The organism is Streptomyces sp. NPDC059564 (genome assembly GCF_042735575.1).
Lineage (GTDB): Bacteria > Actinomycetota > Actinomycetes > Streptomycetales > Streptomycetaceae > Streptomyces.
On the sequence record NZ_JBHWBP010000177.1, the window covers coordinates 1 to 14,815 of the forward strand.

The 14,815-nt window shown below is 73.2% G+C and carries 14 protein-coding genes; 6 read left to right on the forward strand and 8 right to left on the reverse strand.

Annotated elements, in window-relative coordinates; all coding sequences use genetic code 11:
* From ACFV0Q_RS25660 to ACFV0Q_RS25685, 6 genes are all read right to left on the reverse strand, one after another.
* A partial coding sequence (locus ACFV0Q_RS25660; RefSeq protein ID WP_385008713.1) for a WXG100 family type VII secretion target occupies positions 1 to 1,200 on the reverse strand: 1,200 nt, incomplete at its 3' end.
* The gene (locus tag ACFV0Q_RS25665) at positions 1,197 to 1,784 is read right to left on the reverse strand and encodes a hypothetical protein (protein WP_385008714.1); all 588 of its coding nucleotides are present in this window, start codon (positions 1,782 to 1,784) and stop codon (positions 1,197 to 1,199) included. The genes ACFV0Q_RS25660 and ACFV0Q_RS25665, both read right to left, overlap by 4 nt.
* Positions 1,781 to 2,191, reverse strand: a complete 411-nt coding sequence (locus tag ACFV0Q_RS25670) for an SseB family protein (RefSeq protein WP_385008715.1) — start codon at positions 2,189 to 2,191, stop codon at positions 1,781 to 1,783. Before ACFV0Q_RS25670 ends, ACFV0Q_RS25665 begins: the two co-directional genes overlap by 4 nt.
* Before the next feature lie 173 nt (positions 2,192 to 2,364).
* A complete protein-coding gene (locus ACFV0Q_RS25675; protein ID WP_385008716.1) occupies positions 2,365 to 4,011 on the reverse strand; it encodes a transporter in 1,647 nt (548 codons plus the stop codon).
* Positions 4,008 to 4,859, reverse strand: a complete 852-nt coding sequence (locus ACFV0Q_RS25680) for an ABC transporter ATP-binding protein (RefSeq protein WP_385008717.1) — start codon at positions 4,857 to 4,859, stop codon at positions 4,008 to 4,010. Before ACFV0Q_RS25680 ends, ACFV0Q_RS25675 begins: the two co-directional genes overlap by 4 nt.
* 137 nt (positions 4,860 to 4,996) lie before the next feature.
* Positions 4,997 to 5,677 (reverse strand): bifunctional DNA primase/polymerase, encoded by a 681-nt coding sequence (locus tag ACFV0Q_RS25685; protein WP_385008718.1) that lies wholly within the window; start codon positions 5,675 to 5,677, stop codon positions 4,997 to 4,999.
* Between the two features lie 222 nt (positions 5,678 to 5,899).
* On the opposite strand from ACFV0Q_RS25685, the gene ACFV0Q_RS25690 reads away from it, so the two are divergent.
* Together ACFV0Q_RS25690 and ACFV0Q_RS25695 are read left to right on the forward strand one after the other, a co-directional pair.
* On the forward strand, positions 5,900 to 7,273 hold the full coding sequence (locus ACFV0Q_RS25690; protein WP_385008719.1) for a transcriptional regulator: 1,374 nt from the start codon (positions 5,900 to 5,902) through the stop codon (positions 7,271 to 7,273).
* A gap of 89 nt (positions 7,274 to 7,362) precedes the next feature.
* Positions 7,363 to 9,132, forward strand: coding sequence for a hypothetical protein (locus tag ACFV0Q_RS25695; RefSeq protein ID WP_385008720.1), 1,770 nt, complete (start codon positions 7,363 to 7,365; stop codon positions 9,130 to 9,132).
* A 46-nt stretch (positions 9,133 to 9,178) separates the two neighbouring features.
* On the opposite strand, the gene ACFV0Q_RS25700 is transcribed toward ACFV0Q_RS25695, so the two are convergent.
* Positions 9,179 to 10,531 carry an ABC transporter substrate-binding protein gene (locus tag ACFV0Q_RS25700; RefSeq protein WP_385008721.1) on the reverse strand — a complete coding sequence of 451 codons (1,353 nt, stop codon included), beginning with the start codon at positions 10,529 to 10,531 and terminating at the stop codon, positions 9,179 to 9,181.
* A 196-nt stretch (positions 10,532 to 10,727) separates the two neighbouring features.
* On the opposite strand from ACFV0Q_RS25700, the gene ACFV0Q_RS25705 reads away from it, so the two are divergent.
* Both ACFV0Q_RS25705 and purU read left to right on the forward strand, forming a co-directional pair.
* Positions 10,728 to 11,174, forward strand: coding sequence for a hypothetical protein (locus ACFV0Q_RS25705; protein WP_385008726.1), 447 nt, complete (start codon positions 10,728 to 10,730; stop codon positions 11,172 to 11,174).
* A 14-nt stretch (positions 11,175 to 11,188) separates the two neighbouring features.
* A complete protein-coding gene (gene purU / locus ACFV0Q_RS25710; RefSeq protein WP_385008722.1) occupies positions 11,189 to 12,052 on the forward strand; it encodes a formyltetrahydrofolate deformylase in 864 nt (287 codons plus the stop codon).
* A gap of 46 nt (positions 12,053 to 12,098) precedes the next feature.
* On the opposite strand, the gene ACFV0Q_RS25715 is transcribed toward purU, so the two are convergent.
* Positions 12,099 to 12,620: an EF-hand domain-containing protein gene (locus tag ACFV0Q_RS25715; protein WP_385008723.1), complete on the reverse strand. Its 522-nt coding sequence runs from the start codon at positions 12,618 to 12,620 to the stop codon at positions 12,099 to 12,101.
* Between the two features lie 279 nt (positions 12,621 to 12,899).
* On the opposite strand from ACFV0Q_RS25715, the gene ACFV0Q_RS25720 reads away from it, so the two are divergent.
* Both ACFV0Q_RS25720 and ACFV0Q_RS25725 read left to right on the forward strand, forming a co-directional pair.
* Complete coding sequence (locus ACFV0Q_RS25720) at positions 12,900 to 13,460, forward strand: sigma factor (RefSeq protein WP_385008724.1); 561 nt, start codon at positions 12,900 to 12,902, stop codon at positions 13,458 to 13,460.
* Positions 13,460 to 14,764 carry a maleylpyruvate isomerase N-terminal domain-containing protein gene (locus ACFV0Q_RS25725; protein WP_385008725.1) on the forward strand — a complete coding sequence of 435 codons (1,305 nt, stop codon included), beginning with the start codon at positions 13,460 to 13,462 and terminating at the stop codon, positions 14,762 to 14,764. Before ACFV0Q_RS25720 ends, ACFV0Q_RS25725 begins: the two co-directional genes overlap by 1 nt.
* Positions 14,765 to 14,815: the final 51 nt, after the last annotated feature.

The window sequence follows — 14,815 nt, forward strand, 5'->3', positions numbered from 1 at the left end:
GTGCTGGGGGGGCTGTTTTTTTTTAAACCCCCCCGCCCCCGGCGCGGCGGGGCCCTGGCCCCCCCCGCTCCCCCCCGCCTGGGGGGGGCCCCCCCCCCCCCCCGGGGCGGCGCCGCCGCCTCCCTTGGCGCCGATGAGCTCGGGGAGGAGACGGCCGACGCCCTCGTACGCGTCGTCGCGGAAGGGGTCGACGAGGGCGCTGACGACGCGTTCGGGGTGGGCCGGGGTGGAGACCAGCCCGGCGAGGGTCATGTGGAGGTTCTGGAGGTACTCGGCGGGGTGGGTGACGCTGTACGAGTCGAAGGGGCTGAGCCCGCGCGCGAAGTTGATCATCCCTGCGGTGCCCTTGACGGCCCCGCCGATGACGTGGTTCAGCTCGAGGGCCTGGCTTGCCGCCTGATCGGTGGCCATGGCCATGGCCTGGGCGCGTGCCGAGGGTGCGGCCGGGGCGTGTTCCAGCGCGGCCCTCAGGGCGCGGCCGGCCGCGGCCGCGGCGTCGCCGCGCTGGCGCCGGGCCTCGTCCAGGATCTCCTGGGCCCGCCTGGCCTCGGCGGCTCCCACGTCCACGGGCTGGACGGGCACCGGGCCCGGGTTCTTCCCGGCCAGGGCGGTGGTCCGGTAGGCGTCGGCCTGCCGGGTGTAGGTGTCCGCGGCGTCCTTGTGGGCCTTGACCGCCTGCTTGTGGAGCACGATGGCCTGTCCCGCCTGCTGCTGCGCCCACTCCACCGTCTCCGCGTAGCGCTCCAGCGCTCCGCCCGCCGCCCGGCAGGCGTCGGCGGCTTGCAGCCAGCCGGTGGGCTGCACCGCGAACTTCTCCCGGAAGGCGTCGGCCGCCGCGCCCTTCCAGTGGCCGGAGTCCAGCGCCTTCATGCCCTGCCCGACGCGGTCGAAGGCCGTGTGGAAGTCCTTCATGTGGGCCGCCGTCGCGCGGATGGCCGCAGGCGAGCCGTGGACCAGCTCGTTGGTCTGCTCGGTCTCCCCGAGGCGCTGTTCGCGTACGGACGCGCCGAGATCGGAGGCGATGCCGTCGCCCACGTCCTCGACCTGGTCGGCCAGCCGGTGTGCGCCCACGCGGTCGAGGTAGCCGCCGAGTTCGTCGCTGGCCTTGTCGACCTCCTCGCCGACCTTCTTCTTCGCCGCGTCCCAGGTGTCCTCCAGCTTTGCGAGGCCCGTGTCGGCGAGCTTCCCCCAGTCCGTCACCGCTCCTCGTCCTTCATCCGCTCGCGGTACGCCTCCGCCGCCTTCGAGGCCGCGGGTTCCCGGCTCGGAGCGATGTCCTCCCAGGTCTGCTTCCAGGCCCGGTCGCTGTTCTCCTTGGCCTTGATGACGGATTCCGGGCTGTAGTCGGGGTCGCGCAGGTTCGTGTACGGGTTGTCGGACAGGACCTCTCCCCAGCCCTTGTCGATGACGTCCTGTTCGGTCGCGTACGGGTTGCCCCCGACGACGGCGTTGGACAGGACCTTGAATCCGCCCTGGACGTACTGGTCCTGCTCGTAGACCATTCCGGCCGACAGGCCCACGTGGGCCGCGAACAGGTTCCCTTGCTGGACCAGTGAGCGCACGCCCCAGCCCCAGCGCTCGCAGAACGCGTCCAGATCGGAGGTCAGCCCGGCATCGCCGGTCTGCATGCCGGACAGCTTCAACTCCGAGAAACCGTCGCCCAGACTCGCCAGCCCGATGGAGCCGAGCTCCTTCAGCTCCGCCAGGCTGTCCGTGATCCCCCGCGCGATCTGTGCCAACGCGGGCTTGGAGACGTCGAGGTCGCCCGGCCGTTCCCCGCTCATGCCGCCACCTGGCCGTCGACCGCGACGGCGTCCGGCACGATGCCCCGCACCGGCGGGAACACCGTTCCGTCCGGGCCCGCCGGATTCAGCGCCACCCCGCACGGGAAGTCCAGCGCCGGCACCACCTCGTCCAGCAGCCGCGCACCGCGCACGCGCCGGAAGGCCCAGTCGCGCTCCGCCTCACCCCGCGCCAGCGCGAACCGGGACAGCGCCTCCTCGTCCGAGAACGCGCAGATCCAGTCCAGCCCTCCGAGTCCGGCCGTCCACAGCCCGCCGCGTTCGTCGAACGGCACCAGCACCACCTGGTCGCGGAACTCCGACAGCCGCTCCCACGCCGCCCGGCGCGCCTCGGCCACCGGATCGGCCGCCCCGGTGCGCAGCTCGCCCCACTCCTCTTCGAACCCCACCCGAACTCCCCCCGAACTCCTGCGAATCGAACGCACTTTTGCAGGGTGGGGCTGGAGTGGCAAATGTCGTGGTTCGCCAGTGCCTACATCCGGCCAGGCGGGCGGCGCCGGGAACGCCGCAGGGGGTGGCGGGCCGGAGCCTGCCACCCCCTGCGGGTGTGGGTGGGGAGGGGTCAGCCCTTGCTGACCGCCGTGAGGATTTCCGGGAGTTTGCGGGAGACCGCCGGGGCCGCCAGGCGCAGGCCCGCCCACGTGGCCAGGGCGCCCCAGGCGATGCCCGCCGGGAGGACGAGCCAGCGCAGGCCGTGGAGGTCGTCCGCCACGTTGAGCCAGATCACCAGGGCGATCACCGGCGAGCAGATCACCGCCGAGGCGAACATGCCGCCGAAGATGCCCATCCAGGCGAGACCGCCCTGCCCCGGGGCGACGTTCTTGAAGGCACCCTCCGTCGGGATGGAGTACGGGAAGTGCGCCGACGCCAGCGCGCCCGTGCACAGCATCGCGCCCACCACGGCCAGGGACACGCCCAGGGCCGCGGGGAAGCCGGCCCAGTTGCCGAGCAGGGCGGCGGTGACGGCGGTGACCAGCACCGCGTACGGGACGGTGACCAGGGCCAGCGCGGCGGCGCGGGCGCGCAGCTCCTCGTACGCGTCGCGCGGGCCCGAGATGGTCTGGGCGACCATCCAGAAGGCGGAGGTGTCCTGCCCGAACTGGTTGTACATCTGGACGCCGAGCATCCCCGAGCCGAAGCAGGCCAGGTAGACCGAGCCGGTGCCCTGGAGGGCGTTGAAGACGGGCACGATCATGCCGATCGCCAGCGCGGACACCCACGCGGCCTTCGTCTTCGGGTCGCGGACCGCGTAGCGCAGGGTGCGCTGCATGACCGCGCCCGTGCGCCCGTCCGGCAGGAGGGACCAGACGCCGCCCGCGCCGTCGCGCTCCTTGCGCGGCGCCGCGGCCGCGATGGTCGAGCCGTCCGGGGTGACCATCAGCTTGGTCAGGCTCCGCTCCCAGAACCACAGCAGCCCCGCCAGCGCGCCCAGGGTGAGGGCCAGTTGGGCGGCCGCCTCCCCGTACGCGCCCCGGCCGGCCGAGTCGACCATGCCGACGGCGGTCGCGGGCGGCAGCCACCGCACCACGGCCTCGACCGGCTCCAGCTGGGCCAGGCCGCCGTCCTGGAACAGGCGCTGGCTGCCGAAGTTGACCACCTGGGCGCCGATCGCGATCAGCAGCCCGCTCAGCAGCGCGAGGTCGCGCCCCTTGCGGCTGGACAGCAGCCGCACGTTCGCGGTGGCCACGGCGCGGGCCAGTGCCACGCAGCCCAGCAGCAGCAGCGGTACGGCGGCCACGGCCGCCACCACGCCGGCCGCGCCGCGCGCCACCGCCACCACCGAGCCGACGGCCAGGCAGAGCGTGAACAGCGGTCCGATGCCGACGAGCGAGGAGGCCAGCAGGGCCCTCACGAGCGGCCGCGGCCGCAGCGGCAGCATCACGAGCCGGCTCGGGTCGAGGGTCTCGTCCCCGGAGGGGAAGAAGAGCGGCATCACGGCCCAGCCGAGGGCCAGGAGTGCCGCGAGGAGCACGACGACCGTCCCGGCGTGGGTGTGGCCGTGCAGCATGGCCAGGCCGAGCGTGACGAAGAAGCCGACGACGAGCGCGAAGAGCAGGCTGGAGATCCAGGCGGCCTTGCGCTTCGAGGAGCCCTTGAGGCCGTTGCGCAGCAGGGACAGCTTCAGCCGGACGAACAGCGGGGTGAGGGAGGCCTCGGCGCCGCCGCCGACCGGGGTCGCCGTGGCCACCGTGCCGGCCGCCGCGCTCATCGTGCGCCGCCGAGCCAGTCGAGGGAGTCCCCGGCGGCGCGGTCCTGGGCGCCGACGAGTTCGAGGAAGGCGCTCTGCAGGGAGGGCGCGGAGCCCCGTACGTCGGCCAGCGGGCCGGCGGCGCGGATCTGCCCGGCGGCCATCACGGCCACCCAGTCGCAGAGCGATTCGACGAGCTCCATCACGTGGGAGGAGAACACGACGGTGGCGCCGGACGCGGTGTAACGTTCCAGCACCCCGCGGATGGTCTGCGCCGACACCGGGTCGACGCCCTCGAAGGGCTCGTCCAGGAAGAGGACTTCGGGGTTGTGCAGCAGCGCGGCCGCGAGGCCGATCTTCTTGCGCATGCCCGTGGAATAGTCGACGACCAGCTTGTGCTGCGAGCCCGCGAGGTCCAGCACGTCCAGCAGCTGCGTCGCCCGCTTGTCGGTCTCCTCGCCCGGCAGCCCCCGCAGCCGGCCCATGTAGCCGAGCAGTTCGCGGCCGGAGAGCCGCTCGAACATCCGCAGGCCCTCGGGCAGGACGCCGATGCGCTTCTTCACCTCGACGGTGTCGGCCCACACGTCGTGCCCGGCGACGATCACCCGGCCCATGTCCGGGCGCAGCAGGCCCGTGATCATCGACAGGGTGGTGGTCTTGCCGGCGCCGTTGGGGCCGACGAGTCCGATGAACCGGCCCGCGGGCAGCTCCAGATCGATCCCCCCGACGGCCACCTGCTCGCCGAACCGCTTCCACAGTCCCTCTACGCGGACCGCCGCGGTGGCCGGGGCGGTGGACGGCGCGGGTCGCGCACCGTCCGTCCCGCCCGTACCGCCGGTCCCGCCTGCCGCATAACCCTGGTCCGGCATGCGCCTGCCTCTCGTTCTCATCCCCGTGGTCGTACTTTCCTCACCATAGGAGGAGGGGGAGGGGCGGAGGCAGTTACGTATGTCATGAACTTGCGGACACGAATGTCAGCCCTGGCGCCTGTCAGCCCTGGCGCCTGTCAGCCCTGGCGCCGCGCCCGGGCCGCGGCCGCCTCGCTGCCGCACGCGTACGCGAGGGCGTCGATCAGCTCCTCCGTGTCCGGCAGCCACCGGTTCGCCGGAGTGGGCTTACGGGCCCACTGCACCGGCCCCTTGCCGCCGAACCGGGTGGGCGGCGCGGCCACGTACTCGCCCTCGCCGCGCGCGACCAGGTCGATGGCGTGCGGCAGCCAGCCCAGCTTGCGCACCAGGTCCGCGACCTTCGCCCCGGCGCCCGGCAGTACGAAGAACAGCATCCGGTGACCGGGGGTGAGCGTGACCGGGCCGAGGGTGCGCTGCATGCGCTCCAGCCGCGCCAGCGCCAGGAACCCGGCGGCGTCGGGCACGTCCAGCGCGTCGAAGGTGCGGCCCGTCGGCAGCAGGATGGACGCGCCGGGGTGCTTCGCCCAGATCCTGCGCACGCCGACCGCGCTGCCCGAGGCCTGCGCCGCCCAGTCCTTCACCGCCGGATGCGCGCCGGGTGCGGGGCAGTCCGCCACCCCGCAGGAGCACAGTTCGCGGCCGTCGCCGGGCTCCAGCCACGTACCGGCGAAGACGTCCCAGTGACGTTCTTCCACGTACCGCACGGCATGGTCGAGCAGCTGCTCCCCTCGCTGTTTGGGGATGGGCGCGGTCTCCGTGACTCCGATGGTCTCTTCCACGCCCTTCACAACTCCCGCGGTCACCGGGGGTTACGGGCGTAAACCAGCCGGTGGGCGGTGCATCGATCCTGCATGCGGGGCGCACCGGTGCACGCACGGGGGCGCATTGAAGGCCGGGGCGCGGTCCCTGGGTAGCGACACCACGCAGAGGGGAAGATTCTCCGCACATCAGGCGGGAAGTGATCATTCCAACGCTCTCCCGTGGCTTCAGGGGGTTTTCACATGACAGCCAGGCCTCTCGTCGCCCGTCAGCCGAACGAACGGCTGCAGGCGCTCATCCAGGAAGCCGGGTGCTCCAACGCCGGGCTCGCCCGGCGCGTCAACATGTGCGGGGCCGAGCACGGCCTCGATCTCCGCTACGACAAGACCTCCGTGGCCCGCTGGCTGCGCGGCCAGCAGCCGCGCGGCCGGGCACCCGGGATCATCGCCGAGGCGCTCGGCCGCAAACTCGGCCGGACCGTCACCATCGACGAGATCGGCATGGCCAACGGCAAGAACCTCGCCTCCGGCGTCGGCCTGCAGTTCTCCCCCACCGTCGTCGGCGCCATCGAGCAGGTCTGCGAGCTGTGGCGCAGCGACGTGGGGCGCCGCGACTTCCTGTCCGGGTCGAGCGTGGCCGCCTCCGCGCTCGTCGAACCCAGCCGCGACTGGCTGATCACCGGCGCCGACCCGCAGGTGGCCCGCAACGGCGGGGCGCGCGTGGGGATGCCGGACGTGGAGGCCGTACGGGCCACCACGCAGGCGCTGACCGAGCTCGACCACCGCTTCGGCAGCGGGCACGTACGGCCCGTCGTCGTGCACTACCTCAACTCGGTGGTGTCCGGGCTGATCGGCGGCTCCTACCGGGAGCCGGTCGGGCGGGCCCTGTTCGCGGCCGTGGCCCGGCTCACGGAACTCGCCGGGTACATGGCGGTGGACACGGGCCAGCCCGGCCTGGCCCAGCGCTACTACATCCAGGCCCTGCGCCTGGCCCAGGCCGCGGGCGACCGCGCGTACGGGGGCTACGTGCTGGCCGCCTCCATGAGCCACCTCGCCGCCGAGCTGGGCAACCCGCGCGAGATCGCGCAGCTGGCGCGGGCCGCCCAGGAGGGCACCCGGGGGCAGGTCACCCCGAGGGTGGAGGCGATGTTCTACGCCGCCGAGGCGCGCGGGCACGCGCTGCTGGGCGACGCCCGGGCCACGGCGGTGCTGTCGGGGCGGGCGGTGACGGCGCTGGAGCGGGCGGAGCCGGAGTCCGGCGACGACCCGGTGTGGATCCGCCACTTCGACCAGGCGTACCTCGCGGACGAGCTGGCGCACTGCCACCGGGACCTCGGCCAGGCCGACGCGGCGGGCAGGCGCGCGGAGGAGGCCCTGCGCGGCCTGCCCGCGACCAAGGCCCGGCGCCGGGCCATCGGGCTGCTGCTGCTGGCGGCGGCGCAGGTGCAGCAGCGGGAGGTGGAGCAGGCCTGCCAGACGGCGACGAAGGCCGCCGAACTGCTGGGGACGCTGCGGTCGCGGCGCGGTGCGGAGTACCTGGAGGATTTCCGTACGCGGCTGGAGCCGTACCGGGAGGAAGCGGCCGTCCGGGAGTTCGGGGCGCGGCTGGAGGTTTAGGTGGCCTGACGTGTTCGCGGCGTGACCGGGTAGCGTGACCCGACGGTTCCGCAGGTTCAGGGGAAGTCGGAGAAGGCAGAGGAGCACCGGTGACGACGCAGAGCGGACAAGGGGGCGTCCCCCGGCCCGGGGCGCCGGAACCGGCACAGCCGGATCCGGCCCGGCCCGGTCCGGTACGGCCCGATCCGGATCCGGGGTACCCGGTGCAGCCGGGTCCGGCGGCGGGCGAGCCGTGGGGCGGGCCGGGGTACGGCTACCCGCCGCCGCACGAGAACGCGTACGGGCAGCAGCCGCAGCAGCAGGCCGCGTACGGGCAGGAGCAGCAGCAGCCGTACGCAGCCGCGCAGCCTTCGTACGGGCAGCCCGCGTACGGGTACCCGCCGGCGGGGCACGTCGTCGGTCCCGGCTTCGAGGGGCCGGGGGACCCGCACGGCTACGGCTACCCGCCGCTGCCGGACGCGGTCACCCAGTACATCGCGCCGGTCCCGGCCTCCGACGCGCAGCCGGGCGGGGGAGCGGGTCAGTACACCGCGCCGGGTCCGGGGCAGGGGGCGCATCCCGGCGAGGGCGCGACCCAGTACATACCGCCCGTCCCGGCGCAGGGAACCCACCCCGGCGATGCGGCGACCCAGTACATCGCGCCGGTTCCGGCGCAGGGGGCCCACCCTGGCGATGCCGCGACCCAGTACATCGCGCCCGTCCCCGGGCAGGGGGCCCACCCCGGCGATGCGGCGACGCAGTACATCGCGCCGGTTCCGGCGCAGGGGGCGCACCCGGGCGATGCGGCGACGCAGTACATCGCGCCCGTCCCCGGGCAGGGGGCCCACCCCGGCGATGCGGCGACCCAGTACATCGCGCCGGTTCCGGCGCAGGGGGCCCACCCCGGTGAAGCCGCGACGCAGTACATACCGCCCGTTCCGGCGGGTGGGGCGCATCCGGGGGAGGCGGCGACGCAGTTCATCCCGCCCGTGCCCGCGGGGCCCGTGTCGCCCGCCGCCGCGGCCGAGGGCTTCGACATGCTGTTCCGGGCCGAGGACGGTGACGCCGCCGGGCACACCCAGCACCTGCCGCCGGTCCAGGACCCGGGTCCCCGCCGCACGCCGCCCCCGGCGCCGCCGCAGCAGTACCCGCCGCGCCGGTCCCAGCAGCCCCCGCCGCCGCAGCCGCCCCAGCACCACCAGCAGCAGTACGCGCCCCCGCCGCCCCCGCCCGGCCCGGCCCCGCGCCGGGTGCCGCCCATGGTCATCGCGGCCGGGGTCTTCGGTCTGGCCGTGGCCGGACTCGGCGTGGGCGCGCTGCTCGGCGACGGCAAGGCCCAGAACAACGACCCGGGCGCGGTGGTCCCGGCCGCCACCGGCTCGGCGGGCCAGAAGGCGGCGGCGGGCGACGCCCCCGTCGACCCGGCCCGCCCGCAGGCCGTCCAGCTGGACAAGCTGCTCGCGGACAGCAACGACAGCCGGGCCTCGGTGATCAAGGCCGTGGACGACATCAAGGAGTGCAAGAACCTCGGCCAGGCCGGCCAGGACCTGCGCGACGCGGCCCGCCAGCGCGAGGAGCTCGTCACCCGGCTCCAGGAGCTCAAGGTGGACCTGCTCCCGAACCACGCACGGCTCTCGGCGGCGCTCACCAAGGCCTGGAAGGCCTCGGCGGCCGCCGACGACAGCTACGCGGACTGGGCGGACGACGCGGCCCACGACAAGGGCGTCTGCAAGGACGGCAAGGCCAAGTCCACCGACAACGCCTCCGACGGCAACAAATCGAGCGGCGAGGCCACCAAGGCCAAGGAATCGGCGGCCGCCCTGTGGAACTCGATCGCGACCAAGTACGGCCTGCCGCAGCGCGACAAGTCGGAGCTGTGACCGTGTAGGCGGCCGGGCCCTGGCGCGGGCCCGGCCACCGTCGTGATCAGGCCGAGCGCGGGGCCTGCTCCAGCGTCGGGGTCATGTCCTGCGCCGGTTCGCCCGGCTGGTCGACGATGCGGCCCGCCTGCACGACCTGGAAGCTGACCCGGCCGTTGACCAGCCGCGGGAAGCCGGCCACCGCGCGCATGTCCTGGTAGCGCCAGCTCAGGTCCGGGGTCAGGCCGGCGGTCTTGACGCTCTCGGTCTGGTTCAGCATCCGGGTCAGCTTGCGGGCGGTGATCTCCTCGTCGTCCTTGAAGCGCTGCACGAGCTGGTCCAGCACCGTGTACGCGATCCAGGTGGTCTGCGCGCCGCTGTCGTCGGGGTCGACGGTGTCGTCGCCGAAGGCCTGCTCGGTGATCACCTTGCGCATCGGCGCCCACAGCGGGTCGGTGGACACCGGGTACCAGCTGGTGACGAACGCGCCCTCGAAGGGGCTCTCCTTGCCGCCGGTGCGGTCGACCAGGCTCTGGCTGACGCTGCCGAGGACGGAGGCGATCTGCGGGTTCCTGCGCTGGTTGTCGAGGCGGCGGAAGGCGTCGAAGAAGGTCTCGGTGCGCTCGCCCAGGACGGCCGTCACACAGGGCCTGCCCTCCTTGGCGGCCGCGCCGGCCGCGGACCCCTTGGCGTCCTTCGGGTCCTTGGCCTGACCGCTCGCCGAGCCTCCCGCCGTGCCCGCCGAGCCGTCGGCCAGGGCCTCGCGGGCCTGCGGGGTGAAGTCCGCGGAGTCCTCGGCGGCCCGGATGTCGGAGGCGTCGGCCAGCTTGTTGGCCTTCAGCCCCGCGTTCAGCAGGATCGGCATCGAGTCACCGGCGAGGGTGTCCGGGCGGACCAGCGACACCTGGGAGCAGGCCTTGCCCAGCTGGTGTCCGGCCCCGGCCAGCAGGGCGGGCTGGCCGCCGTTGACCGGGTAGGACAGGGTGCTCTGGAACTCCTCGGCGGAGACCCCGTAGCCGCCTATGAAGGGGATGCCCTCGGCCTCCAGCGGGGCCATGAAGGCGCGCCCGTGCTGGCTGTACGAGCCGACGACGGCGACGGCCTTCTCGTTGATGGCCTGGCGGGCGCAGTCGGCGGCGCCGGTCGGGGTGTTCTTCTCGTTGCAGGTCAGGACGCGCAGCTTGCGGCCGTGGATGCCGCCGTTCGCGTTCACCCAGCGTTCGTACGCCTTGGCCATGCCGGGCATGCCGGGCATGTTGGTGGCCTTCGTGCCCATGGGCGCGAAGGTCATGACCGTGAGGGTGCCCCCGGAGCCCCCCGAACCCCCGGGGAGCACCCCGCACGCGGTGATGAGACACGCGCTCATCGCCGAAGCAAGGAGCAAACGGGACAAGCTGGTGGCGCGTCTGCAATTGGTCATGTCCACCGACCATTCACCCCGAGGGGGAACTCGATGGTGAGGTGTACACAACATTCGGTGACGCGCAGGTGAATTACGGGGGGCCGTCCGCACACAGGTGCTTCAAGATCGCATTTCGGGGGAACGTACGATCGAACGCGTGACATTCGCCCAAGGTTCGAAGAACTCTTCCCGCCGCGGCGGCCGCTCCTCCACCATGGGCGGCATGCCCCTCAACGACATGCCGTGGTGGCGCTGGCGCAGCAACGTGCGCTCGGCGCTGCACATGCTTTCCGACCCGGTGTTCCAGGAGGAGATCTGGCTGGCCGGCGCCGAAGGGTACGGAGACGTCACCGACGCCGTGTACCGGCTGGTCGAGGACACCTGGCTCGACAGCTGGTCCGCCGAGAAGTACGTCGGCACGATCTTCCGGGACGCCCAGGAGGCGGCCGTCGTCGACCTCGCCGTCCTGCGGGTGCTGCGGATCCTGCACCAGGTCGGGCCGGACGCGCCCGTGTCCGCGTACCTGGAGCACCACGCCTGGCCCGAGGCCGTGCGGGCCGCCCGGGAGGCGCACGTACGGCTGGCGACGGCGGACGGGGAGGACCCGGACGAGCGGCCCAGCTCCGTCGACGCGCTGAAGATGCTGACCCGCGCGGTGTGAAAGGCTATGCCGTCATGAGCGACCCGCAGCCCCAGCAGTACGTCCTTACCGTGTCCTGTCCCGACAAGCAGGGCATCGTGCACGCCGTGTCGAGTTACCTCTTCATGACCGGCTGCAACATCGTGGACAGCCAGCAGTTCGGAGACCGGGAGACCGGACTCTTCTTCATGCGGGTGCACTTCGAGGCCGAGCCGTCCGTCACCGTGGACAAGCTGCGCGCCAGCTTCGCCGCGATCGGCGACTCCTTCCGGATGGACTGGCAGATCCACCGCTCCGACGAGCGGATGCGGATCGTGCTGATGGTGTCGAAGTTCGGGCACTGCCTGAACGACCTGCTGTTCCGCTCGCGGATCGGCGCGCTGCCGGTGGAGATCGCGGCGGTGGTCTCGAACCACACCGACTTCGCCGAGCTGGTCGGCTCGTACGACGTGCCGTTCGTGCACATCCCGGTGACCAAGGACACGAAGGCGGCCGCCGAGGCGGAGCTGCTGGAGCTCGTCCGGACGCAGAACGTCGAGCTCGTCGTGCTCGCCCGCTACATGCAGGTGCTGTCCGACACCCTGTGCAAGGAACTGAGCGGGCGGATCATCAACATCCACCACTCCTTCCTGCCGAGCTTCAAGGGCGCCAAGCCCTACCACCAGGCGCACGCGCGCGGTGTGAAGCTCATCGGCGCCACGGCGCACTACGTGACCGCCGACCTCGACGAGGGCCCGATCATCGAGCAGGAGGTCGAGCGCGTCGGCCACGGGGTCACGCCCGACCAGCTCGTCGCCATCGGCCGCGACGTGGAGTGCCAGGCGCTGGCCCGCGCGGTGAAGTGGCACAGCGAGCACCGCGTGCTGCTCAACGGCGCCCGTACGGTCGTCTTCGCGTAAGCCCCTTCGGCTGCGGGGGCCCGGTTCCGGGCCCCCGCGCCGGGCGTTACGCGTCGGGCGCTTCCACCCCGCAGTAGCCCGCGAAGGCCGCCAGGATCTCGTCCTCGGAGATGCGGCCGTCGCCGTCCGCGTCCAGGCCCGCGGCGACCGGGCCCGCCAGCTCCGCCGGGGTGCCGAGGACCCGCAGGACGCGGGCCGCGGCCGCCGGGGTCGCGGAGCCCGAGCCGTCCTCGTCCGCCACCGCGATCACCGCGGCCAGGAACGGGCGGGCGATCTCGGCGAACCGCTGCGGGCTGTCCCGCAGGCGCTTCGCCGCCCCGGTGACGAACTCCTCGCGGGACACCCGCTGGTCCCCGTCCACGTCGGCGATCCCGGCCATTCCCTGCCAGAAGGCCTCCGCTCCGTTGAAGACGGCCTGGCCCTTGTCCGACCGCGCGGTGGTCCCGAATTCGGCCAGCACGGCCCTGGCCGCCGTACTGAAGTCCTCACGGTCGATGTATCCGGACCCGTCCTGGTCGAACGTGGCGAATCGGGCGGCGATCTTGCGCTCGTATTCTGCGCTGTCCATATGCGGCGTTCCGCCTTCACATGTGCGATGGGGTGCAGTTGAGGTGCAGTTCAAGACAGGCAGGAGCGTACGGCCTCGGTGGCCTGAGCGTTAAGCGAAGCGGTCAAGGAGGTGGCCGCATCGAACCCGCGCACGGGGAGCAGGGTGGGGCGCGTACACCTGTTCCCCGTACGGCCATTAGCACGCGGCTCCCGCCTCCCGCCCGGGCTTTCCCCAAAACAGGCGCGTTCCGTCAGGTGCGCACTACATTTGACGGGTCGGCACACGACTGGAGGCAGCATGGCGAGGGACGTTCCACCACGCTGGGACCGTCGCATGCAGCAGCGCCTCGCCCGCGGTGAGGCCGCGGCCCTCGGGGAGCTCTACGACCGGTTCGCGTCGCTCGTGCACGGACTGGCGCACCGGGTGCTCGGCGACGAGAAGGCCGCCGACCGGATCACCCGCGAGGTCTTCGGCTACATCTGGGAGAACCCCGACGCCTACGACCCCAAGCAGGGCTCCATGCGCTCCTGGGTCGCCCGGATCACCCAGGGGCAGGCCGTCGCCCGGCTGCGCCAGGTCGAATTCGGCCGCGGTTCGCGCGAGGAGCTGGAGCAGAAGGTGCGCAGCGCCAACGCGGCCGCCCGCGCCGACTACATCGTCGCCTCCATGCCCGCGCCGCTGCGGGCCGCCCTGGAACTGGCCTACTTCAAGCGCCGCGACTACCGGCAGGCCGCCGCCGACCTCCGGATCAGCGAGGACGAGGCACGGCGCCGGCTGCGCCTGGGCCTCCAACTGCTGTCGACCGCCAACGTCCTCCCCCGGGAGGACACCGCCCCGCGCCGATACGGAACCACTTGATGACCGGCCCCTCCGAAGGCACACCGGACGATGCCCACGAGCGCGCGGGGAAGAACAGTGCCGCGCGGATACCGGGCCCCCGGGCGGCCGGCGACGACCTCGACGCGCCACCGGTGCTGCCCGTGGAGTCCGCGGATCCCGCGGAGGCGGCTCCGGCGGTGTCTTCGGCCGTGCCTTCGGCGCTGCCGGACCCCGAACCGCCGCGGACGCACGGCGTGCTGAAGTCCCTGCTCGGGGCGTGGGCGCTCGCCGCCTGCTCCACCGAGGAGACCCGGGCCGTGGAGGACCACCTCACCGAGTGCGCGCCCTGCGCGGAGGAGGCGCTGCGGCTGCGGGACGCCGTGGGACTCCTGCACCCCGAGGAGACCCTCGACCTCAAGCCGCTGCTGCGCTCGCGGGTGCTGGAGGACTGCCTCGGCAAGCGCCCGGCCCGCATCCCGGTGCCGGTGTGGGCGAGCCCGTACGACACCGAGACCGCGCGGCTCGACGCGCTGCTGCGGGACTTCGGCGAGGCCGAATGGGACACCCCGGTACGGCTGAAGTGGTTCGAGGAGGAGGCCCGCCGTACCCGGCGGACCACGGTGGCGGGGGTGATCGGCCACCTGCTCACGGTGGACGGCCTGGTCGCCACCGCCCTCGGGCTGGACGACCCGCTGGGACCGCTGGCACCGCGGGGAGCGGGACCGGAGGGGCGTACGGAGCACTTCTGGGACTCCGAGGCGTACGACGGCACCCGCGCCGTCCGCGAACCCTGGCGCGAGCAGGGCCACACCCTGGTCCGCACGGTCTCCTTCGCGGGCCGCGGCGCCACCGAACTGGCCGTGGACTACGGGGGCTTCGCGCTGCCGCTCGCCGACGCCTTCCTGGAGCGGGCCTTCGAGTGCTGGGTGCACGCCTGGGACATCGCCGAGGCGGTGGACTACCCGTACGGGCCGCCGTCGGGGCCGCACCTGCACGGCATGATCGACCTCGCGGCGCGGCTGCTGCCCGGGGTGCTGGCGGTCCGGCGCCGCTCGGGACTGGCGGCGCCCCCGCACGGCCTGGTCGCGGCGGGCGCTCCGGGGCGGACCCTGCACCTGGAGATCGAGGGCGCGGGCGGCGGCACCTGGGACATCGCCCTGGACTCCCCGGCGGCGCGGCCCTCGCGGGAGCACACGGTGGCGGAGGTCGCGCTGGACGGCCTGGAGTTCTGCCAGCTCGCCGCCGGGCACATCTCCCCGCAGGACGCGGCCGTCGGCCAGACCGGCGACCGCGAGGCGATCCGCGACGTCCTCTTCGCCGCGGCGTCGCTGAGCCGGCTGTAGGAACGGACGTACGCGGCTCCGGGAACCGGAGCCGCGTACGTGGTGCCGCGG